General features: G+C 69.0%; 18 protein-coding genes. 9 read left to right on the top strand and 9 right to left on the bottom strand.

Annotated features, from left to right (window positions below; translation table 11 throughout):
- Positions 1 to 247 precede the first annotated feature (247 nt).
- From LE548_RS31375 to trxA, 7 genes are all read left to right on the top strand, one after another.
- Positions 248 to 2,629, top strand: coding sequence for a DUF6049 family protein (locus LE548_RS31375; RefSeq protein WP_225100379.1), 2,382 nt, complete (start codon positions 248 to 250; stop codon positions 2,627 to 2,629).
- Positions 2,630 to 2,674: 45 nt separating this feature from the next.
- On the top strand, positions 2,675 to 5,074 hold the full coding sequence (murJ, locus tag LE548_RS31370) for a murein biosynthesis integral membrane protein MurJ (protein WP_225100377.1): 2,400 nt from the start codon (positions 2,675 to 2,677) through the stop codon (positions 5,072 to 5,074).
- Positions 5,075 to 5,192: 118 nt separating this feature from the next.
- Positions 5,193 to 6,914 (top strand): protein kinase family protein, encoded by a 1,722-nt coding sequence (locus LE548_RS31365; RefSeq protein ID WP_225100376.1) that lies wholly within the window; start codon positions 5,193 to 5,195, stop codon positions 6,912 to 6,914.
- A 24-nt stretch (positions 6,915 to 6,938) separates the two neighbouring features.
- Positions 6,939 to 7,676 (top strand): RNA polymerase sigma factor SigM, encoded by a 738-nt coding sequence (gene sigM / locus LE548_RS31360; RefSeq protein ID WP_225100375.1) that lies wholly within the window; start codon positions 6,939 to 6,941, stop codon positions 7,674 to 7,676.
- Positions 7,673 to 8,551: an anti-sigma factor gene (locus tag LE548_RS31355; RefSeq protein WP_225100374.1), complete on the top strand. Its 879-nt coding sequence runs from the start codon at positions 7,673 to 7,675 to the stop codon at positions 8,549 to 8,551. Before sigM ends, LE548_RS31355 begins: the two co-directional genes overlap by 4 nt.
- 156 nt (positions 8,552 to 8,707) lie before the next feature.
- The gene (gene trxB / locus LE548_RS31350; RefSeq protein ID WP_225100373.1) at positions 8,708 to 9,679 is read left to right on the top strand and encodes a thioredoxin-disulfide reductase; all 972 of its coding nucleotides are present in this window, start codon (positions 8,708 to 8,710) and stop codon (positions 9,677 to 9,679) included.
- Positions 9,672 to 10,052 (top strand): thioredoxin, encoded by a 381-nt coding sequence (gene trxA, locus LE548_RS31345; RefSeq protein ID WP_374116195.1) that lies wholly within the window; start codon positions 9,672 to 9,674, stop codon positions 10,050 to 10,052. The genes trxB and trxA overlap by 8 nt, the downstream gene beginning before the upstream one ends.
- A gap of 71 nt (positions 10,053 to 10,123) precedes the next feature.
- Here the strand turns inward: trxA and LE548_RS31340 are convergent, their stop codons facing one another.
- The 9 genes from LE548_RS31340 to rpmH all read right to left on the bottom strand — a co-directional run bounded on the left by LE548_RS31340 (position 10,124) and on the right by rpmH (position 17,081).
- On the bottom strand, positions 10,124 to 10,741 hold the full coding sequence (locus LE548_RS31340) for a GNAT family N-acetyltransferase (protein ID WP_225100370.1): 618 nt from the start codon (positions 10,739 to 10,741) through the stop codon (positions 10,124 to 10,126).
- A gap of 321 nt (positions 10,742 to 11,062) precedes the next feature.
- A complete protein-coding gene (locus LE548_RS31335) occupies positions 11,063 to 12,166 on the bottom strand; it encodes a ParB/RepB/Spo0J family partition protein (protein WP_225100369.1) in 1,104 nt (367 codons plus the stop codon).
- Positions 12,163 to 13,236: a ParA family protein gene (locus LE548_RS31330; protein WP_270086482.1), complete on the bottom strand. Its 1,074-nt coding sequence runs from the start codon at positions 13,234 to 13,236 to the stop codon at positions 12,163 to 12,165. Before LE548_RS31330 ends, LE548_RS31335 begins: the two co-directional genes overlap by 4 nt.
- Before the next feature lie 301 nt (positions 13,237 to 13,537).
- Entirely contained in the window at positions 13,538 to 14,254 is a 717-nt protein-coding gene (rsmG, locus tag LE548_RS31325; RefSeq protein ID WP_225100368.1) for a 16S rRNA (guanine(527)-N(7))-methyltransferase RsmG, read from the bottom strand.
- A 116-nt stretch (positions 14,255 to 14,370) separates the two neighbouring features.
- Positions 14,371 to 14,883, bottom strand: a complete 513-nt coding sequence (locus LE548_RS31320; RefSeq protein ID WP_225100367.1) for a R3H domain-containing nucleic acid-binding protein — start codon at positions 14,881 to 14,883, stop codon at positions 14,371 to 14,373.
- A 15-nt stretch (positions 14,884 to 14,898) separates the two neighbouring features.
- Complete coding sequence (yidC, locus tag LE548_RS31315) at positions 14,899 to 16,176, bottom strand: membrane protein insertase YidC (RefSeq protein WP_225100365.1); 1,278 nt, start codon at positions 16,174 to 16,176, stop codon at positions 14,899 to 14,901.
- Positions 16,177 to 16,179: 3 nt separating this feature from the next.
- Entirely contained in the window at positions 16,180 to 16,554 is a 375-nt protein-coding gene (gene yidD, locus LE548_RS31310; protein WP_225100364.1) for a membrane protein insertion efficiency factor YidD, read from the bottom strand.
- Positions 16,551 to 16,922, bottom strand: coding sequence for a ribonuclease P protein component (rnpA, locus tag LE548_RS31305; RefSeq protein WP_225100362.1), 372 nt, complete (start codon positions 16,920 to 16,922; stop codon positions 16,551 to 16,553). Before rnpA ends, yidD begins: the two co-directional genes overlap by 4 nt.
- A 21-nt stretch (positions 16,923 to 16,943) precedes the next feature.
- Complete coding sequence (gene rpmH, locus LE548_RS31300; protein ID WP_003956500.1) at positions 16,944 to 17,081, bottom strand: 50S ribosomal protein L34; 138 nt, start codon at positions 17,079 to 17,081, stop codon at positions 16,944 to 16,946.
- Positions 17,082 to 17,444: 363 nt separating this feature from the next.
- Here rpmH and dnaA point away from each other — a divergent pair, with 363 nt between their 5' ends.
- Together dnaA and dnaN are read left to right on the top strand one after the other, a co-directional pair.
- On the top strand, positions 17,445 to 19,409 hold the full coding sequence (gene dnaA / locus LE548_RS31295; protein ID WP_225100361.1) for a chromosomal replication initiator protein DnaA: 1,965 nt from the start codon (positions 17,445 to 17,447) through the stop codon (positions 19,407 to 19,409).
- A gap of 912 nt (positions 19,410 to 20,321) precedes the next feature.
- Positions 20,322 to 21,452 carry a DNA polymerase III subunit beta gene (gene dnaN, locus LE548_RS31290; RefSeq protein ID WP_225100360.1) on the top strand — a complete coding sequence of 377 codons (1,131 nt, stop codon included), beginning with the start codon at positions 20,322 to 20,324 and terminating at the stop codon, positions 21,450 to 21,452.
- The last annotated feature ends 46 nt before the right edge of the window (positions 21,453 to 21,498 follow it).

Below are 21,498 nucleotides of genomic sequence, written 5' to 3'. Positions count from 1 at the left end.
AGGGGCGGCCCGGTGAAGATCGCGGGACGGCCCGGTGAAAGAGGCGCAGGACAGCTCTCTGCATACCCGCGCAAGGGCTGCCTTTACGGTGTACGGAAGCTCTCCCCTCGATACTGGATATAGAGGACACGTCGCCGGAGTTCTTCGATCTTGTGGTGGAGACCGCGGCACTTCCCCTCAGCGCGCCTCGTTACCATGCGTGGACGCACATTCCGACGACCACTGACGACGAGGGACGGGCGAGCGCGTGGCCGAGGCGGCTGACTTCCAGGCAACCAGTGCCTCCCCTGCCCGCCGCTGGCTGCGGCGCACCGGAACGCTGCTCGCCGGGGCGCCTCTGCTGGCCGGTCTGCTGCAGCTGCCCGCCGCCGCGCCCGCTCAGGCCGCCTCCTCGGACACGGTGTCCGTCGCCCTGGACACGCTGACCCCCAACGCCCCCACGGACGGCGACACGCTGACCGTCTCCGGGACGGTGACCAACAACGGCAAGCAACCCGTCACCGCCGCCCACGTGGGCCTGCTGGTGGGGCCCCCACTGACCACCCGCTCGGCGATCGACAACGTGGCCCAGCACTCCGACGACGTGCAGAGCGCCACCGGGTCCGAGGTCGGCGGGAAGTACGTGGAGAAGTTCTCCTCGCTGGCCCCGGGCGTCGCCGAGCACTTCAGCATCTCCGTCCCCGTGGACAAGCTCGACCTGGGCTCGGACGGGGTCTACGAGTTCGACGTCTCCCTGTCCGGCCAGACCGCCGCCCAGCCCTGGTCCCAGATGCTCGGCATCCAGCGGACGTTCCTGCCGTGGCAGCCGTCCGAGGCCGACACCAAGACGAAGACGACGTTCCTGTGGCCGCTGATCTCCACGGTCCACATGACGGCCAAGACGGGCGCCGGTGAGCTGCAGACGCCGGTGTTCGGCAACGACGACCTGGCCAAGGAGCTGGCCCCGGCCGGCCGGCTGACCCAGATGGTCGATCTCGGCAAGGACCTCGACGTCACCTGGGTGATCGACCCGGACCTGCTGGCCTCGGTGGACGCGATGGCGACCGGCAACTACCGGCTGCCGGGGGACAACGGCACCACCACACCCGGCTCCAAGGAGCACCAGGTCCTCGCCAAGCAGTGGCTGGCGAACCTGCAGGACGCGGTGGCGGGCAAGGAGGTCGTCGCGCTGCCGTTCGCCGACCCGGACCTGGCATCCCTCGCGCACAACGGCACCAGCGTCACCGGCTCGCTCAGCCACCTCAAGGACGCCACCGACGTCGCCGCCACCACCGTCAAGACCGTGCTCCACGTCACACCGACCACGGACTTCGCCTGGCCGGTGGAAGGCGCGGTGGACCCCTCGATCATGAAGGTCGCGACCTCCGCCGGAGCCGACCGCGTCATCGCTCGCAGCGACAGCCTCCAGGAGACCGCCGGGCTGACGTACACGCCCTCCGCCGCCCGCCCGGTGGGTGGCGGCATCACTGCGGTGGTCGCCGACGACCGGCTCTCCACGGCCTTCGAGGGCGACCTGACCAAGGCGGACACCTCTACGCTCGCGGTGCAGAAGTTCCTGGCGCAGAGCCTTGAGGTGAACGCGCAGACGGACAAGCAGCGCAGCATCGTCGTCGCCCCGCAGCGGATTCCTACGGCGAGCCAGGCCCAGGTGATGGCTGCAGCGCTGAAGGCGCTGGAGGGTGCGAACTGGTCGCAGTCCCAGGACCTGACCGCGGCGGCCAAGGACAAGCCGGACCCGAACGCCACCACGCAGATCCCGTCGATCCAGTCCTACCCTTCCGCTCTGCGCAAGCAGGAGCTGCCGGTGACGGCGTTCCAGCAGATCGCGCGCACCCAGGACAAGCTGGACAACTTCCAGGTGGTACTCACCGACCGCTCCCGCGTCGTCACGCCATTCGGGCGGGCCATAAACCGTGAGATGTCCACATCGTGGCGCGGCAGGAGCGGGGACGCGGGCAGCTACCGCGACGGAGTGGAGGGCTGGCTCGACGAACTGGCCGCCCAGGTCAAGCTGATCGACAAGTCGGAGACCAAGCTCTCCGGACGCAGCGCCACCATCCCGGTGACCGTCCAGAACAACCTCGTCCAGCCCGTCGGCCATCTGATCCTGCGCCTCACCTCGTCCAATCCGACGCGTCTGAAGATCGGCGGCAAGGCCTACTCCGAGCAACCGGTGGAGATCTCCGGCGGGCACAGCCAGTCCGTGAAGTTCGCCACCTCGGCCAACGCCAACGGCCGGGTCACGGTCGTCGCGCAGCTGTACACCGAAGACGGCCAGGAGTACGGCGACGCCGTCAGTTTCGACGTGAAGGTCACCGAGGTCACGCCCACCGTGATGCTGGTCATCGGCGGCGGCGTGCTCCTCCTCGTCCTCGCCGGCTTCCGGATGTACACCCAGCGCAAACGCGCGGCCGCCCGCCAGGCCGAGGAGGACGGCCCGGACACCGCGGGGGAGGACACCGACGAGCCCGGGAACCCCGACGAGCCCTCGGATCGTCTCCCGCAGGAACCCGAGGATTCCGGCGCCCCCGCCGGGGCAGACGACCCTGAGCAGCCGAGTGACCCCCCGCTGGACACCGCACAGGAAAACGCCGACCCGTCCGGGACGGGTGAGAGAGTGGACCGTTGAGCGATGTCGTGGCCGGTGGGCCCGGGACGATGAGGTGGGGTAAGCATGAACGCGCCGTACGACGGTGATCGCGGCCAGGGCGCGGCCGGCTCGGGCTACCCCGAGCCGCCGCCGGAGCCCGGTCAGCAGGTACCGCCGCAGCACGCGGCGGACATGTACCTCCAGGACGCCTACGACCAGGACCCCTACCGGGCACAGGACCTGACCGCTCAGGACCCGGTCGCCGAGGCGCTGTACGACCGTGCCGCGCACCCGCCGCCCCCGCCTGGCAGCTACGACCAGCAGCAGATGTACGCCCCGCCCGCCCAGTCGCCGTACGCCCCCGACCCTCGGGTGTGGGCGCAGACCCCCGCGCCGGAGCCGGAGGGCGCGAACCCGTACCTGCCGTACGGTGACGATCCGCGCACGACCCAGTTCGTGGGCGTGGACGACCTGGTCACGCACTCCGGTGAGGAGTACCACGAGCCGGACGCCTTCGCTCATCTCTTCAAGGACCAGCAACAGGGCGGCGGACACATGCCCGCCGATCCCCGGTCCTTCTCCGGCCCGGCCGCCGCGCCGGGCAGCGGATACGGCCCGGTCGGCCAGTACCCGCAGGCGTACGGCCAGGACCGGCAGCAGGGTGCACCCGCCGGGGCCGGCTATCCGGCCGCGCCCGGGAACCCGGCGCAGCCCCCGGTGCACTCCCCGGCCGTGGTGCCGGACTCCGCCGGGCCGTACAGCGCCCCCGCGGCCGAAGCCGCGGCCGCCACTGCTCCGGCCGTCGCCACCGCTTCCGCGGCCCAGTCCGCTCCCGCCACGCCCGCGAAGAAGGGCGGCAAGGCCGCCGGGCTGCTGAAGTCCAGCGCGGTGATGGCGGCGGGCACGATGGTCTCCCGCCTCACCGGCTTCGTTCGCTCAGCGCTGATCGTCTCCGCGCTCGGCCTCTACTTCCTCGGCGACTCCTTCCAGGTCGCCTACCAGCTGCCGACGATGATCTACATCCTCACCGTCGGCGGTGGCCTGAACTCCGTCTTCGTGCCGCAGCTGGTGCGGGCCATGAAGGAGGACGACGACGGCGGCGAGGCGTTCGCCAACCGGCTGCTGACCCTGGTCATGGTGGCGCTGGCCGCGCTGACCGGACTCGCGATGCTGGGAGCGCCACTGCTGGTGCGCCTGCTGTCCAACCCGGTCGCCTCCAACCCGGCGGCCAACGACGTCGCGGTCACCTTCACCCGCTACTTCCTGCCCTCGATCTTCTTCATGGGCATCCATGTGGTGATGGGTCAGATCCTCAACGCGCGCGGAAAGTTCGGCGCGATGATGTGGACCCCGGTACTGAACAACATCGTCATCATCATGACGCTCGGCATGTTCATCTGGGTCTACGGCACCGCCTCCCACTCCCACATGACGGTCACGAACATCCCGGCGGAGGGCCAGCGGCTGCTCGGGATCGGTGTGCTGCTCGGTCTGGTCGTCCAGGCGCTGGCGATGATCCCGTATCTGCGCGAGACGGGCTTCCGGATCCGGCTGCGGTTCGACTGGCGGGGCCACGGCCTCGGCAAGGCCGCGATGCTCGCCAAGTGGACGATCCTGTTCGTGCTGGCCAATCAGGCCGGCGCCATGATCGTCACCCAGCTGTCCACGGCGTCCGGCAAGGACTCCGGCGTCGCGGGCACCGGCTTCGCCGCCTATGCCAACGCCCAGCTGATCTGGGGCCTGCCGCAGGCCATCATCACGGTGTCCCTGATGGCCGCCCTGCTGCCGCGCATCTCCCGCTCGGCGGCCGAGGGCGACGCGGGCGCGGTCCGCGACGACATCTCGCAGGGCCTGCGGACCACCGCGGTCGCCATCGTCCCGATCGCCTTCGGCTTCCTGTCGCTCGGCATCCCGATGTGCACGCTGATCTTCGGCTCCTCGGGCACCGACGCGGCCACCAACATGGGCTACATGCTGATGGCCTTCGGCCTCGGCCTGATCCCCTACTCGGTGCAGTACGTCGTCCTGCGGGCTTTCTACGCCTACGAGGACACCCGCACCCCCTTCTACAACACGGTCATCGTCGCCGTCGTCAACGCGGGCGCCTCGGCGCTGTGCTACTTCGCGCTGCCCGCCCGCTGGGCGGTCGCCGGCATGGCCGCCGCGTACGGCCTGGCCTACGCGATCGGTGTGGGCGTCGCCTGGCGCAGGCTGCGCAAGCGGCTGGGCGGCGACCTGGACGGGGCCCGGGTGCTGCGGACGTACGCGCGGCTGTGCATCGCCTCGGTCCCGGCGGCCCTGCTCAGCGGCGCGGCCTGCTACGGCATCGGGCACACCCTCGGTCAGGGCGTCGTCGGCTCCTTCGCCGCGCTGCTCGTCGGCGGTGCCGCCCTGCTCGGCGTCTTCTTCGTCGCCGCCCGCCGTATGCGGATCGACGAACTCAACTCGCTCGTGGGCATGGTGCGCGGGCGGCTGGGGCGCTGAGGCGGGGGCAGCCGCACAACCTTCGTCCGCCGCCGTGTGTCGTGCATAGCGGCGGACTGTGGGCACAATTGGTTTCGGCGTCGGACAGCGTGCAACGGATGGGGAGGCAGGGACGACGGTGGCGGAACGGAGCACGGCTGCCGTCGACGTGGCAGACAACAGCGGTGAGCAGCCGCTGACCGCCAAGGCGGACCAGTCCACGGCCGACGGGGTGGCCATGAACCCGGAGCGGGACAAGGGCAGCGACAAGGCGCAGGGGAGCAGCTCAATCGACGGTCCTGGAGAGAAGACGTCGTCCCCCGAACTGCACAGCGGTCACAAGCTCGCCAGACGCTACCGACTGGAGGAGTGCGTCACCCGTCTGGACGGATTCAGCAGTTGGCGTGCGGTCGACGAGAAACTCCGTCGTGCCGTCGGTGTCCACATCCTGCCCGCGGACCACACACGGGCCCGTTCCGTCCTGGCTGCGGCCCGCTCCTCCGCCCTGCTCGGCGACCCGCGCTTCGTCCAGGTCCTGGACGCCGTCGAGGAGAACGATCTCGTCTACGTCGTGCACGAATGGCTGCCCGACGCCACTGAGCTGACCGCGCTGCTCGCGGCCACCCCGCTGGAGCCGCACGACGCCTACCAGATGGTCAGTCAGATCGCCTCCGCCATGGCCGCCGCGCACCGCGAGGGCCTCGCCCATCTGCGGCTGAACCCCAACGCTGTACTGCGCACCTCGACCGGCCAGTGGCGCATCCGCGGCCTCGCCGTGAACGCCGCGCTGCGCGGCATCAGCTCCGACACCCCGCAGCGCACGGACACCGAGGCGATCGGAGCCCTGCTGTACGCGGCGCTGACCCAGCGCTGGCCGTACGAGAGCGACGCGTACGGCCTGTCCGGCCTGCCCAAGGGCGTCGGCCTCATCGCGCCGGACCAGGTGCGCGCCGGTGTCCACCGGGGCCTGTCCGAACTGTCCATGCGCGCGCTCGCCAACGACGGGGCCACCGCGTCCCGGCACGAGGCTCCGTGCACCACGCCGGAGGAGCTGGTGAAGGCGATCGGCGAGATGCCCCGCATCCGCCCGCCGGAGCCGGCGTTCACGTCCCCGCCGGACTACCAGCGCACGTCCTACCAGCAGGGCACGTACGGCCGCCCGGCGCCGCACCCCGGTGTCACCCAGCCGATCGCACCCCCGCCGCCTCCGCTGCAGAGCCGCACCGGCAAGGCCCTGAAGTGGGCCGTGTCGGCCCTCCTCATCGCCGCCCTCGGCCTGGGCAGCTGGCAGTTGGCAGACGCCCTGATGGACCAGGGCGGCAAGTCCGACGACACCAACAAGAGCCAGCAGACCGACGACGGGGACAAGGGGGCCGCCAAGCCGAAGCCGACGCCCATCAGCATCAAGGGCAGCCAGGAGTTCGTCGCCAAGGGAGACCCCCAGCACCCCGGCGATGTGGCCAAGACGTACGACGGGAACGCCTCGACGTACTGGCGTACCAAGACCTTCAACGAAGGTCCCGCGATCGCGCCCTACAAGCCGGGTGTCGGCATCGTCTACGACCTGGGCTCGGCCAAAACCCTCAGCACGGCCACCATCAGCCTTCGCTACCCCGGCGACCACACAACGGTCGAGCTGTACGCGGCCGACTCGCTGGCACCGGCGTCCCTGGACTCGATGCACCAGATCGGCAAAACCACGACCACCGGCACCACCGCCACGGTGAAGGTCAGCAAGCCGGCGAAGGCTCAGTATGTCCTCGTGTGGCTGACCGCTGTGCCGTACTCGGGTGCGGACGCGTCCTCGTACGCCGGGGCCGGCTACAAGCAGGCCATCGGCGAAGTGCAGTTCGCGGGCTGACGTCTCACCCGAGCGGAGGGGCAGATGGCGGAGGGCGCCGGATACGACGGGGTGAGCGACAAGGAGCTGCTCACCCGCCACGTGGAGGGCGACCCCGACGCCTTCGGCGAGATAGTGCGGCGGCATCGGGACCGGCTCTGGGCGGTCGCTCTGCGGACGCTGGGCGACCGTGAAGAGGCCGCGGACGCGGTTCAGGACGCCCTGGTGTCGGCGTACCGGGCCGCCCACACCTTCCGTGGGCAGTCGGCGGTCACGACGTGGCTGCACCGGATCACGGTGAATGCCTGCCTGGACCGGGCCCGCAAGGTGGCCTCTCGGAAGACCTCGCCGGTCGACGACACGGAGCGGCTGGAGCAGCTGCTGGAGCCGCACGAGTCGGCCTCGGCACCGGCCGAGCGCAACGATGTGCACCGCCAGCTGCTCAAGGCACTCGGCACACTGCCACAGGAGCAGCGGGCCGCTCTGGTCCTGGTGGACATGCAGGGGTATCCCGTGGCCGAGGCCGCCCGGATCCTCGATGTGCCCACGGGGACGGTGAAGAGCCGGTGCGCCCGGGGCAGAGCGAGACTCCTGCCGCTGCTCACCCATCTACGGCCCGAAGGCAGCGGGGGCGTGGGTGCAGGCGAAAAGGAACCTGGGCCGGGACGGAACCGGGTGGAGGGGGCAGCCGTCCCACCGGCAACGGGGACTCCGCAGCAGAGCCCCACGGACACGGGACCGAGCGATTCAGCCGTAATGAAGGGCGGAGGTGGGCGAGCGTGACTTCCACGACCGGCACGGCCGGGCACCCGGACGTCGAGGAGATCTCCGACCTCACCGAAGGCCTTCTCCCCCCGGACCGCAGCACAGACATACGCCGCCACCTGGAGACGTGCGAGCCGTGTGCGGACGTCCGTGCCGCCCTGGAGGAGATCCGCGGGCTGCTGGGCTCCGCGCCGGAAGCGGAACCCATGCCGGCCGACGTGGCCGCCCGTATCGATGCCGCCCTCGCCGCCGAGGGGCACGTTTCACGTGAAACATCGCCCCCCGCCGATCGCCCCGCCGACCATCCCACCGATCGACCCGCCGGCCGCCCGCAGGCGACGACCGGACCCGGCCGGAAGAAGAACGGACGCGGTCGGCACCGCAGGAACGTCGTCCTGGGAACGGTGCTCACCGCCGCCGTCCTGGGAGCCGGCTCTCTGGTGATCCAGTCGCTCACCGGCGGCAGCTCCACCACTACGGCTCACAGCACGCCGAGCCCGTCCATCAGCGCGTTCTCCGGCGCCAGCATCCAACATCAGGTACACGATCTGCTCGCTGCGAAGAAGGCATCGCAGCCTGGCTACAACAGTCAGCACCCGCGGTCCGGGATCACCAGCGACCGGAGCACCCCGATGGGCACCGAGAGCGCGAACACCCTGCTTCAGACGGAGATCGCCGTTCCCGACTGTGTCCGGCTGGCGATCCCCCGGAGCGATCAGGCCCTGGCGGCGAAGGCAGGCAACTACGGCGGGAAGAGCGCTTACCTGGTCGTCCTGCCGGACCCCGACGACAGCACACGCGTCACGGCCTACGTCGTCGACGCGGCCTGCATTCGGCAACAGTCCGGCACGGCCGGGACTGTGCTCCTGAAGCACTCTTTCGCCCGGCGCTGAGTCCGCCGGAGCGGTCTGTCCATCACCCCTACCCGGTATGCGTGTGCCCGGACACACCGGGAATGCGCGCCCCGTAGGATCCGTTGGGTGGGGTGAGAGTTCCGAAAGGCACTCCCACCGGTCGACTGACGCAGACCAGAGACGAGGAATCAAGCCGTGAGCGACGTCCGTAACGTGATCATCATCGGCTCCGGGCCCGCAGGCTACACGGCGGCGCTCTACACCGCGCGCGCGTCGCTGAAGCCCCTGGTGTTCGAGGGTGCCGTCACCGCCGGTGGCGCGCTGATGAACACCACCGAAGTGGAGAACTTCCCGGGCTTCCGTGACGGCATCATGGGTCCCGAGCTCATGGACAACATGCGGGCGCAGGCCGAGCGCTTCGGCGCCGAGCTCATCCCCGACGACGTCGTGTCCGTCGATCTGACCGGTGAGATCAAGACCGTCACCGACACCGCGGGCACGGTGCACAAGGCGAAGGCCGTCATCGTCACCACCGGCTCCCAGCACCGCAAGCTCGGTCTGCCGAACGAGGACACCCTCTCCGGCCGCGGTGTCTCCTGGTGCGCCACCTGTGACGGGTTCTTCTTCAAGGACCACGACATCGCCGTGATCGGCGGCGGCGACACCGCGATGGAGGAGGCCACCTTCCTCTCGCGCTTCGCCAAGTCCGTGACGATCGTCCACCGCCGGGACACGCTGCGCGCCTCCAAGGCGATGCAGGAGCGTGCCTTCAACGACCCGAAGATCAAGTTCGTCTGGGACAGCGAGGTCGCCGAGATCCAGGGCGAGCAGAAGCTCTCCGGTCTGAAGCTGCGCAACGTCAAGACCGGCGAGCTGTCCGAGCTGCCCGTGACGGGTCTGTTCATCGCGATTGGCCATGACCCGCGCACCGAGCTGTTCAAGGGCCAGCTGGACCTGGACGAGGAGGGCTACCTGAAGGTGGCCTCGCCGTCCACCCGCACCAACCTCACCGGTGTCTTCGCCGCCGGTGACGTGGTCGACCACACCTACCGTCAGGCGATCACCGCGTCCGGCACCGGCTGCTCCGCCGCCCTGGACGCCGAGCGCTTCCTGTCCGCCCTCGCGGACGAGGACCAGGCGGAGCCCGAGAAGACCGCCGCTGTCTGACCTTCTCTTCCTCGCCCCACCCTACGATCAAGGTAAGGAGCCCGCTGTGGCCCTCAAGGCAGTAACCGACGCCTCCTTCGACGAGGACGTCCTCAAGAGCGACAAGCCCGTCCTGGTGGACTTCTGGGCCGCCTGGTGCGGTCCGTGCCGCCAGATCGCCCCGTCTCTGGAAGCCATCGCCCAGGAGTACGGCGACAAGATCGAGATCGTCAAGCTCAACATCGACGAGAACCCGGACACGGCCGCGAAGTACGGCGTCATGTCCATCCCCACCCTGAACGTCTACCAGGGTGGTGAGGTCGCCAAGACCATCGTCGGCGCCAAGCCCAAGGCCGCGATCGTCCGTGACCTTGAGGACTTCATCGCCGAGTGACGTTTCACGTGAAACACGAATGGGCCAACCTCCAGGGGTTGGCCCATTCGCTTATGTCGCACCGCTGACGGCTACAGCGGCCTCAGTGCCGGTTCCTTCTGGACCGCTCCCAGCAGCCGGTCGAGTGCCATCTCCACGTCTTCCTTCCAGGAGAGCGTCGAGCGCAGCTCCAGCCGCAGCCGGGGGTGCGTCGGATGCTGCCGTACCGTCTTGAATCCCACGGCCAGCAGATGGTCCGCCGGCAGCAGGCAGGCGGGCTCCTTCCAGCGGGCGTCGCCGAAGGCCTCGATCGCCTTGAACCCGCGGCGCAGCAGATCCTTGGCGACCGTCTGCACCAGCACCCGGCCCAGTCCCTGCCCCTGATGGCTGGGCATGACGAAGGTCGTCATCAGCTGAACGGCGTCCGGCGAGACCGGGCTGGTGGGAAAGGCCGTCGAGCGCGGGACATAGGCGGGAGGGGCGTAGAGCACGTACCCCACCGGCACGTCATCGACGTAGACCACCCGGCCGCACGACCCCCAGTCCAGCAGGACCGCGGAGATCCAGGCTTCCTTCTCCAGCGCGGAGGTGCCCGCCTTTACCGCTGCTTCTCCTCGGACGGGGTCGAGCTCCCAGAAGACACACGAGCGACAGCGTGGGGGGAGGTCCTGAAGGTTGTCCAGCGTGAGCGGCACGAGCCGACGCCCCATGAAGGCTGTTCCTCGCTTCCTTCGCTCGCCGCATCGCGCGCGGCTGTCAGAGCGCTCCGTTCCCTGAGCAGGCTGCCGACGAATCCGCCGACCGCTCCGAGGCTCAGACCCGCGCTCACCAGTCCGGTACGGCTCATCAATCGCATGGCTCCCGTCTCCCCACTCGCAGATGCAGCTGCTGTCCGGTGGATGCGCCATACCTTTTCGCATCGTATCCACGAAGCGATTCACTCGATACAGACTCAAAGCAAAGAGCGGGCCGTGTTCCGGTACACACCGGACACGGCCCGCGTCCTGTACGCCCGAGAGGATCGGACGGGATCAGTCGTCCTGGTCCTCCGCCGCGCTGTCCTGGAACTCGTGCTGGAGCACCGGACCCTCGCCCGGCGCGAGGGTGCTCAGGATGCGCTGCAGGTCGTCGACGGAGGCGAACTCGACGGTGATCTTGCCCTTCTTCTGGCCGAGGTCGACCTTCACCCGGGTCTCGAACCGGTCCGACAGACGGGTCGCCAGTTCGTTCAGCGCCGGGGAGAGCCGGGAGCCGGCACGCGGGCCTTTGGAGCGCTGGGGCGTCTGGGGCCGCGACCCCATGAGGGTCACGATCTCCTCGACGGCACGCACCGACAGCCCCTCGGCCACGATGCGGTGCGCCAGCCGGTCCTGCTCCTCGGGATCCGTCACCGACAGCAGCGCCCGGGCATGACCGGCAGAGAGGACCCCGGCGGCGACCCGCTTCTGGACCGTAGGCGAGAGCTTCAGCAGCCGCAGCGTGTTGGAGACCTGAGGACGGGAACGCCCGATCCGGTCGGCCAGCTGGTCGTGCGTGCAGTTGAAGTCCTTCAGCAGCTGGTCGTAGGCGGCCGCCTCTTCCAGTGGGTTCAGCTGCGCACGGTGCAGGTTCTCCAGCAGCGCGTCCAGGAGGAGTTTCTCGTCCTCCGTGGCCCGGACGATCGCCGGGATGGCCTCCAGGCCGGCCTCACGGCAGGCCCGCCAACGACGCTCGCCCATGATCAGCTCATAGCGGGCGGGCCCCAGCTGCCGTACGACGACGGGCTGGAGGAGACCGACCTCCTTGATGGAGATGACCAGTTCCTGCAGCGCGTCCTCGTCGAAGACATCACGCGGCTGACGGGGGTTGGGCGAGATAGCGTCGAGGGGGATCTCGGCGAAGTGCGCGCCCATCGGAGGAGCCGACGTCTCCACGGCCGGGGCGGCCGGGGGCTCCTCAACGGCTTCCTGCGTGATAGGCGGCAGCGTGGCCACCTTCGCCGCGGCCACTCCGCGGTCGGTCGTCAGTACCGGGACGGCCGCCGGGGAGGCGGAGGCTCCGCCCCCCAGCGCGGCCGGGGCCGGATTCTTCTCGGTCGGGGCAGCGGGGATCAGTGCGCCGAGACCACGTCCCAGCCCCCTCCGTCGCTCGCTCACTGGATCCCCTCCACCATGCTCGGGTCGTTCTGGGCGCCGATATGGGCCTGGCTCGCGTCGTAGCTGATGCCGATGCCCTTCAGCGCGATTTCTCGGGCCGCCTCAAGATAGGAGAGGGCACCGCTCGATCCAGGATCGTAGGTCAGCACCGTCTGCCCGTAACTCGGCGCCTCGGAAATGCGGACCGAGCGGGGAATGCTCGTCCGCAGCACCTCGTCGCCGAAGTGGGTGCGCACCTCTTCCGCGACCTGGGAGGCGAGACGCGTCCGGCCGTCGTACATGGTGAGCAGGATGGTCGACACATGCAGCGTGGGGTTGAGGTGCCCCCGCACCAGGTCGACATTGCGCAGGAGCTGGCCCAGGCCCTCCAGCGCGTAGTACTCGCACTGGATCGGGATGAGGACCTCCTGGCCCGCCACCAATGCATTGACGGTCAGCAGGCCGAGGGAGGGAGGGCAGTCGATGAGGATGTAGTCCAGCGGCTGCTCATACGCCTGGATCGCCCGCTGAAGCCGGCTCTCCCGGGCCACGAGCGACACCAACTCGATCTCCGCACCGGCGAGATCGATGGTGGCGGGAGCGCAGAAGAGACCTTCGACGTCCTGGACGGGCTGGACGACCTCGGCGAGCGGCTTGCTCTCCACCAACACGTCGTAGATGGAAGGGACTTCGGCGTGGTGGTCGATCCCGAGGGCGGTGGACGCGTTGCCCTGGGGGTCGAGGTCGATCACCAGGACGCGCCCGCCGTGCAGGGCCAGCGAAGCGGCAAGGTTGACGGTCGTCGTCGTCTTGCCCACGCCGCCCTTCTGGTTGGCAACCACGATGACTCGCGTCTGCTCCGGTCGCGGCAGACCTTCGCCGGCGCGGCCCAGAGCCTCTACCGCCAGTTGGGCCGCACGACCGATCGGAGTGTCGTCCATCGGAGGCGGTGTTTCACGTGAAACATCCGCCCCCATCGACTCGGTACGGGGACCGGGGACCGGATCGGTCATCGGTCCCGCGATGTTGGCGTCGGACCGCAAGGATTCACTCTCCTCGACTTCAGGCTCGCAATGAACAGAGCCTCCCATGTCTTCGGGGTCGTGAACCAGTGAGGTCTGGTCTTCTGTGGAGAAATCCACCTCTGTGGACAACTCCGTGCCCCGGGAGAGGGACGGAGTGCCCCGGGAGGCGGGATCCTCTCCCAGAGAACCCAGGGGCTTGCGGTCGCGAGGTTCGGCCGCAGCGCGGCCACGACTGATAATGCCGTGCAGCAGTGAGCGACGTTTCACGTGAAACACGATGCACAGCCACTGCGACCGGACCTCTGCGACACTCCGTCCTGCGTACGTTTGGCAGCTTGTGTGGAGTACGTCTGCTCGTCAGGACGGATCAGCGACGCCGGCGCGTCCGGCCCGTCCGCGCCGCCTTCGCCCGCTTCGCCGCGAACCGCACACCACCCGGGCTCTCGCCCACCTCGACCCGGACCACCGTCGACAGCGGCTCCACGATGCCCTCGCCCACCTGCAGGATGGACGTCTCCACCGCGCCGAGCTTACTGAGAGCCGTGGCCGCGGCCTTCAGTTCCTCCTCCGCGGTGTCTCCCTTGAGGGCGAGCATCTCGCCGTAGGGCCGCAGCAGCGGAATGCCCCAGGCGGCCAGACGGTCCAGCGGGGCCACGGCCCGTGCGGTCACCACATGGACCGGCGGCAGCGTGCCCAGGACCTCCTCGGCGCGGCCTCGCACGACCGTGACATGGTCCAGGCCGAGGAGCTCGACGACCTCGGTGAGGAAGTTGGTACGCCGCAGCAGGGGCTCCAGCAGGGTGATGTTCAAGTCCTCTCGGACCAGGGCCAGCGGAATGCCCGGCAGTCCGGCACCCGAGCCGACGTCACAGACCGTCACGCCCTCGGGAACAGCCTCCGAGAGCACCGCGCAGTTGAGGATGTGCCGCTCCCACAGGCGGGGCACTTCGCGCGGGCCGATCAGACCGCGCTGCACGCCCGCCTCAGCGAGCAGCTCCGCGTAGCGGACCGCATCGGCGAAGCGATCACCAAATACTTCCCGCGCCTCTTCGGGCGCGGGGGGAAGCTCCGCTGCCTCCGTCACGGGGACCGTCCTTCCGTACAGCGCCGGCACTTCACGCGCCGGCCACCACCACTACCAGGCTGACAAAGTTCGGCCCCGCCTGCGGGCAGACGGGGCCGGTGAAACGTGGGGACCGATCAGGCGGGCAGCACGACGACGAACCGCTGCGGCTCCTCGCCCTCGGACTCGCTGCGCAGTCCCGCGGCCTTGACCGCGTCGTGCACGACCTTGCGCTCGAACGGGGTCATCGGCTTGAGCTTGACGGCCTCGCCGGTGCTCTTCACCTCGGCGGCGGCCTTGGCGCCCAGCTCGGACAGCTCGGACCGCTTCTTGGCCCGGTATCCCGCGACGTCCAGCATGAGCCGACTGCGGTCGCCGGTCTCCCGGTGCACGGCCAGGCGCGTCAGCTCCTGCAGTGCCTCCAGCACCTCGCCGTCCCGGCCGACCAGCTTCTGCAGGTCGCGGCTACCGGTGTCGCTGATGATCGACACGGAGGCGCGGTCGGCCTCGACGTCCATGTCGATGTCGCCGTCGAGGTCGGCGATGTCGAGCAGACCCTCCAGGTAGTCCGCCGCGATCTCACCCTCCTGCTCCAGGCGGGTGAGGGTGTCTGCACCCTCGGCAGCGGCGGAGGTGGTGCCTTCCGTCACGGGATGGGCTCCTTCTTACTTCTTGGACGGGGACTTGGGCCGCTGCGGGCCACCCTTGCGCTGGCCGGACTGGGCCCTGCTACGGGTGCCGGAGCCGGGCTTCGAGGGCTGCTGGGCAGCGGAGGGCTTGGCGTCCTGCGGCTCGTCGGACGACTCCGGCGCGGTGGACTCACCGGCCGGCTTGGCCCCGCCGGACTGGCGCTGGGACTTGGACTGGCGCTTGGGCTGCTGGCGCTTGGCGGCGGTCGCGGTGCCGGTCGCGGTGACGGCGGTGCCGTCCTCGGTCTGCGCCGCGGCCTGGGCCGTGCTCTTGACCACGTTTCCGTCGGCCTGGGCGGCCAGACCGGCCTTGTTCAGCGAGTTGATGAACTTGCGCTCGAACTCGTTGCGGTCGCGGCCCTTGGCGACGATCGCCTTGACGATGGTCTTCTCGCTGCGGCGGCTGACCTTGCCGGCGTGCGTGACGTGCTTGGTCAGGCGCTCCAGGTAGGCGGCCTGGGCCTTGGAACCCGGGGTCGGGTTGTTGCGGATGACGTACATCTGCTGACCCATGGTCCACACGTTCGTCGTCAGCCAGTAGACGAGGACACCGACCGGGAAGTTGATACCGAAGACGGCGAACATCACCGGGAAGACGTACATCAGCATCTTCTGCTGCTGCATGAACGGCGTCTTCACCGTGGTGTCGACGTTCTTCGTCATCAGCTGGCGCTGCGTGTAGAACTGCGAGAACGACATCAGGATGATCATGATCGCCGTCACGACCCGGACGTCGGTCAGCGTGGCGCCCAGCGCCGCGACCTTGTCCGAGCTGTCCATGAACTTCGCGGCGAGCGGGGCGCCGAAGATGTGCGCCTTACGGGCGCTGGCGAGCAGCGGCTCGTTGATGACGCCGATCGTCTTGCCCGTCGCGATGCCGTTCAGCACGTGGTACAGGGCGAAGAAGAACGGGGACTGCGCCAGGATGGGAAGGCACGAGGAGAGCGGGTTGGTGCCCGTCTCCTTGTACAGCTTCATCATCTCTTCGGACTGGCGCTGCTTGTCGTTCTTGTAGCGCTCCTGGATCTTCTTCATCTCCGGCTGGAGCGTCTGCATCGCGCGCGTCGACTTGATCTGCTTCACGAAGAGCGGGATCAGGCAGATGCGGATCAGGATCACCAGGGACACGATGGACAGGCCCCAGGCCCACCCGGTGTCGGCGCCGAAGATCGCGCCGTACATCTTGTGGAACTGGACGATGACCCATGAAACGGGTGTTGTGATGAAGCTGAAGAGGCTGGCAATCGTGTCCACTAATCATGCTCCTTGGGCATGGGACGAGGTCTCTGCGGCCGGGCTCGGAGGAAGCTCGGAAGAAGAACTTCCGGGCCTCGCTTCGGTGGCCGGTTCGGCGGCGGAGGGCCCGCCCTTGCGTGCGCTCCAAGCGCTGCGCAGCATTTCGTGCCACCGTGGACGCTTGCGCGGCGGAACATGGTCCACACCGCCCAGCGACCACGGATTGCACCGGAGGATGCGCCAGGCGGTGAGTGCCGTTCCCTTGATCGCACCGTGCCGGTCGATGGCCGTGTAGCCGTAGTGGGAGCACGACGGGTAGTACTTGCACACCGGCCCCAGCAATGGACTGATCGTCCACTGGTACAGCTTGATCAGAGCCAGCAGCGGGTACTTCATCGCGCGCCCCCTCCCAGCAGCCGCTCAAGGGCGGCATCCAGGTCTCGGGCCAGCTGTGCATGGTCTGCGTCGCCCGATCCGGGCAGCGCTCGTACGACTACCAGGCTACCGGGGGGAAAAAGGGCGACTCGGTCACGCATCAGATGACGCAGTCTGCGCTTCACTGTGTTGCGCACGACCGCACCACCCACAGCCTTGCTCACGACGAAACCCGCACGCGTCGGGGGAGCGCTCTCCCCAGGCGCGTGCGGGTCCGTGGCACCGCTACGAAGGTGGACGACGAGAGTCGGGCGGCCTGCCCGGCGTCCTCGCCGTACCGCGGTCGCGAAGTCCTCGCGCCGCCTCAGCCGGTTCTCGGTGGGCAGCACGATGTCATGACCTGACCGGGATCAGGCGGACAGGCGGGCGCGACCCTTGCTACGGCGGGACGCGAGAATCGCGCGGCCGGCACGGGTGCGCATACGCAGCCGGAAGCCGTGGGTCTTCGCGCGACGACGGTTGTTCGGCTGGAAGGTGCGCTTGCTCACTCGGGGGCTCCAGAAATCAAATCGGTGGTGGCGGGTGCCGTCCTGGCTGTCACCGTGCGCCCACGAGTAGCTCGCGTCACGCCCGAGTGCACCGCTTCCCGATCACCTGGAGTGATCTGTGCCCATCGGAGGCAGGCGGCAGCAGCCATCGACAACTCGACCTGGTTACGGTACGCGGGGCTGCGCCATCCGGTCAAACCGAGGGTCACGGAGAGACACTATCCACAGGCTGGGGACAACAACTTGAACCGTACCCGCCGCGCTGACTACCGTGGCTGAACTCCCATTCGTTCCGAACACCCGAAGTACCCCCCGACCCGTCCCGCGTCACACGTTCGTGGGACCTGTGAGAGAGCGTGCCCTGTGGCTGACGTACCTGCCGATCTTGCCGCAGTGTGGCCGCGAGTACTGGAGCAGCTCCTCGGCGAGGGCCGCGGACAGGGTGTCGAGACGAAGGACGAGCACTGGATCCGGCGCTGCCAGCCGCTCGCGCTGGTCGCGGACACCGCTCTGCTCGCCGTGCCGAACGAATTTGCGAAGAACGTACTGGAGGGCCGTCTCGCGCCGATCGTCAGTGAGACGCTGAGCCGCGAGTGCGGGCGGCCCATCCGCATCGCGATCACCGTGGACGACTCCGCGGGCGAGCCGCCGGCCCCCGCGCCGGTGCAGCAGCCGCCCAAGCCGCGCTACGAGGAGCCCGAACTGCCGTCCGGCCCGTCGTACGAGGAACGCTCGTACGAGGAGCGGCCGTACGAAGACCGGTCGTACGAGGGGTACGGCCGTCACCGCGGCGCCGAACAGCCGCCGGCCGACGGGCCGCAGTCCCGCGCGGACCAGCTCCCCGTCGTCCGCCCGGCCTACCCTTCCGAGTACCAGCGCCGCGAGCCGGGCGCCTGGCCGCGGCCCGCGCAGGACGAGTACAGCTGGCAGCAGCCGCGGCTCGGCTTCCCCGAGCGCGACCCGTACGCCTCGCCGTCGTCCCAGGACGCCTACGGCCCCAGACCCGACTCCTACGGCTCGCCGTCCCAGGACTACCGCGCGCAGGGTATGGACCGGCCGTCGTACGAGCAGCAGCGCGGCGACTACGAGGGCCCCCGCGGGGACTACGACTCCGGCCGTTCCGGGTACGACCCGTCCCGGACCGAGTACGACCAGCGCGACCCCGTCCGCCGGGAGCTGCCCGAGCAGCCCGCGGGCGGCGGCCCGGCGCACCGCGGTGGTCCCGGCCGGCCGGACGTGTCCGCGCCCGGTGCGCCGGCCGCGCAGCCGGCGCCGGCGGGCGGGACGGGTGAGCCGACGGCACGGCTGAACCCGAAGTACCTCTTCGACACGTTCGTCATCGGCGCCTCCAACCGGTTCGCGCACGCGGCCGCGGTGGCCGTCGCCGAGGCGCCGGCGAAGGCATACAACCCCCTGTTCATCTATGGGGAGTCGGGGCTCGGCAAGACGCATCTGCTGCACGCGATCGGGCACTACGCGCGCAGCCTCTACCCCGGCACGCGCGTGCGGTACGTGAGCTCGGAGGAGTTCACCAACGAATTCATCAACTCCATCCGCGACGGCAAGGGCGACAGCTTCCGCAAGCGCTACCGCGAGATGGACATCCTGCTCGTCGACGACATCCAGTTCCTCGCGGACAAGGAGTCGACGCAGGAGGAGTTCTTCCACACCTTCAACACGCTCCACAACGCCAACAAGCAGATCGTGCTGTCCTCCGACCGGCCGCCCAAGCAGCTGGTCACGCTGGAGGACCGGCTGCGGAACCGTTTCGAGTGGGGTCTGATCACCGACGTCCAGCCGCCGGAGCTGGAGACGCGCATCGCGATCCTGCGCAAGAAGGCGGTGCAGGAGCAGCTCAACGCCCCGCCGGAGGTGCTGGAGTTCATCGCCTCGCGGATCTCGCGGAACATCCGCGAGCTGGAGGGCGCACTGATCCGGGTGACGGCGTTCGCCTCGCTCAACCGGCAGCCGGTGGACCTGGGCCTGACCGAGATCGTCCTGAAGGACCTGATCCCGGGCGGCGAGGACTCCGCCCCGGAGATCACGGCCACGGCGATCATGGCGGCGACCGCGGACTACTTCGGCCTGACCGTGGACGACCTGTGCGGCACCTCGCGCGGGCGCGCGCTGGTCACCGCGCGGCAGATCGCCATGTATCTGTGCCGGGAGCTGACGGATCTGTCGCTGCCGAAGATCGGGGCGCAGTTCGGGGGGCGGGACCATACGACCGTCATGCACGCCGACCGCAAGATCCGTGCGCTGATGGCCGAGCGGCGGTCGATCTACAACCAGGTCACCGAGCTGACGAACCGCATCAAGAACGCGTGACGGCGGCTGCGCCGGGCCCACGCCGACGCTGAGGGCGCCTTCGGGATCCGCATCCCGGGGGCGCCCTCTGGCATGCCAGCCCCACTGGCACGCCGGCCCCAGCGGCACGACTGCCCGCAGCTGCACCGGTCACTCACCTGCCACCAGCTGTTCGAATTCCTGCCTGGTTACGGCCACTCTCCACAGATTCGGTGACTTTCTTCCGTCCACATGCTGGGGACTGTGAAGTTGTCCCGAACGGTGTCCACAGGGAACCTGTTCATGGGGGATTCGCCCAGCTCAGGTGCCTGTGGAATCGTGGACGAAGGATCTCCACAGGCTGTGGACGGAGGGAAGATCCACAGGCTGTGCATGGAGTTTTCCACCGACGACCCACAGGTCGGCGGCGGTTGTCCCCAGTGATCCCCGGCTTCTCCACATGGCTGTCCACTGTTCGGCAACCCGACGCACCCGATCACCGCGTCGAGTGAAAGGCGTCACACGAAGGTGCCGGGTTGGGGTGTGGGAAACGTGGGTAAACCTGGGGACACAGCTGGGGAGAACTGCCCTCCTGCTGTGGGCGAGGTGTGCAGAACTTTCTGTTCTCCACAGACCAGCCCAGTTGTCCACCGGCTCCACCCACAGGCCCAGTGGACAAAATTCCTGCGCTGAGCTGGGCAAACGTGGTTATCCACGGTATCCACAGGCCCTACTACTACTCCCAACTAGAGAGAGCTCGGCAATCGCTTTGAAGCGGGGGCTGTGCACAACTCGCTGTCTCGCCCTCGGCTGCCGCCCGGACCGACTTGACCCCGACGGGCACCTACTGTCAGTGCGGTGCGTCAGACTGGTCCCCGGTGTCCTTCCCTCCGCAGTGGGCGGTGACACCGAGTCGGAGGACTCAGAAGCAACAGCAGCAGGAGGCGGCTTACGGTGAAGATCCGGGTGGAACGCGACGTACTCGCGGAGGCAGTGGCGTGGGCGGCACGCAGCCTCCCGGCCCGTCCGCCGGCGCCTGTCCTCGCCGGCCTTCTCCTCAAGGCCGAGGACGGCCAGCTGAGCCTGTCGAGCTTCGACTACGAGGTCTCGGCCCGGGTGTCCGTGGAGGCCGAGGTCGAGGAGGAGGGCACCGTCCTCGTCTCCGGCCGGCTGCTCGCCGACATCTCCCGCGCCCTGCCCAACCGGCCGGTGGAGATTTCCACAGACGGTGTACGGGCGACCGTGGTCTGTGGATCCTCGCGGTTCACCCTGCACACCCTGCCGGTGGAGGAGTACCCGGCGCTGCCGCAGATGCCGAACGCCACCGGCACCGTCCCCGGCGAGGTCTTCGCAGCTGCCGTGTCCCAGGTGGCCATCGCCGCCGGCCGTGACGACACGCTGCCCGTGCTCACCGGTGTGCGCATCGAGATCGAAGGCGAGACGGTCACCCTGGCCTCCACCGACCGCTACCGCTTCGCGGTCCGCGAGTTTCTGTGGAAGCCGGAGAACCCGGACGCCTCCGCGGTCGCCCTGGTCCCGGCCAAGACGCTCCTGGACACCGCCAAGTCGCTCGGTGCCGGTGACAGCGTCACGCTGGCGCTGTCCGGTTCGGGCGCGGGCGAGGGCCTGATCGGATTCGAGGGTGCCGGGCGTCGTACGACCACGCGTCTGCTCGAAGGCGACCTGCCGAAGTACCGCACACTGTTCCCGACCGAGTTCAACTCCGTCGCCGTGATCGAGACGGCCCCCTTCGTGGAGGCCGTGAAGCGTGTGGCGCTGGTCGCCGAGCGCAACACTCCGGTGCGGCTGAGCTTCGAGAAGGGCGTGCTGATCCTGGAGGCCGGCTCCAGCGACGACGCACAGGCTGTGGAAAGGGTCGACGCGCAGCTGGACGGCGACGACATCTCGATCGCCTTCAACCCGACGTTCCTGCTGGACGGCCTGAGCGCGATTGACTCCCCGGTGGCCCAGCTGTCGTTCACGACGTCCACGAAGCCGGCGCTGCTCAGCGGGAAGCCTGCGGTGGATGCCGAGGCCGACGACGCGTACAAGTACCTGATCATGCCGGTCCGGCTGAGCGGCTGACCGTCGTCCACAGTGCCGGGTGCCTCTGTGGGTGCCCGGCACCGGC

The sequence above is a fragment of the Streptomyces sp. CoH27 genome (assembly GCF_020181035.1).
Classification (GTDB): Bacteria; Actinomycetota; Actinomycetes; order Streptomycetales; family Streptomycetaceae; genus Streptomyces; species Streptomyces camelliae.
This window is presented reverse-complemented; position numbering and strand designations above follow the sequence as displayed.

What these genes read in the sequence shown, in the direction of transcription:
- murJ (WP_225100377.1), top strand. Translation starts at nt 2,675, where the DNA reads ATGAACGCGCCGTACGACGGTGATCGCGGCCAGGGCGCGGCCGGCTCG.
- sigM (WP_225100375.1), top strand. Translation starts at nt 6,939, where the DNA reads ATGGCGGAGGGCGCCGGATACGACGGGGTGAGCGACAAGGAGCTGCTC.
- LE548_RS31340 (WP_225100370.1), bottom strand. Translation starts at nt 10,741, where the DNA reads ATGGGGCGTCGGCTCGTGCCGCTCACGCTGGACAACCTTCAGGACCTC.
- LE548_RS31330 (WP_270086482.1), bottom strand. Translation starts at nt 13,236, where the DNA reads ATGGGAGGCTCTGTTCATTGCGAGCCTGAAGTCGAGGAGAGTGAATCC.
- yidD (WP_225100364.1), bottom strand. Translation starts at nt 16,554, where the DNA reads ATGAAGTACCCGCTGCTGGCTCTGATCAAGCTGTACCAGTGGACGATC.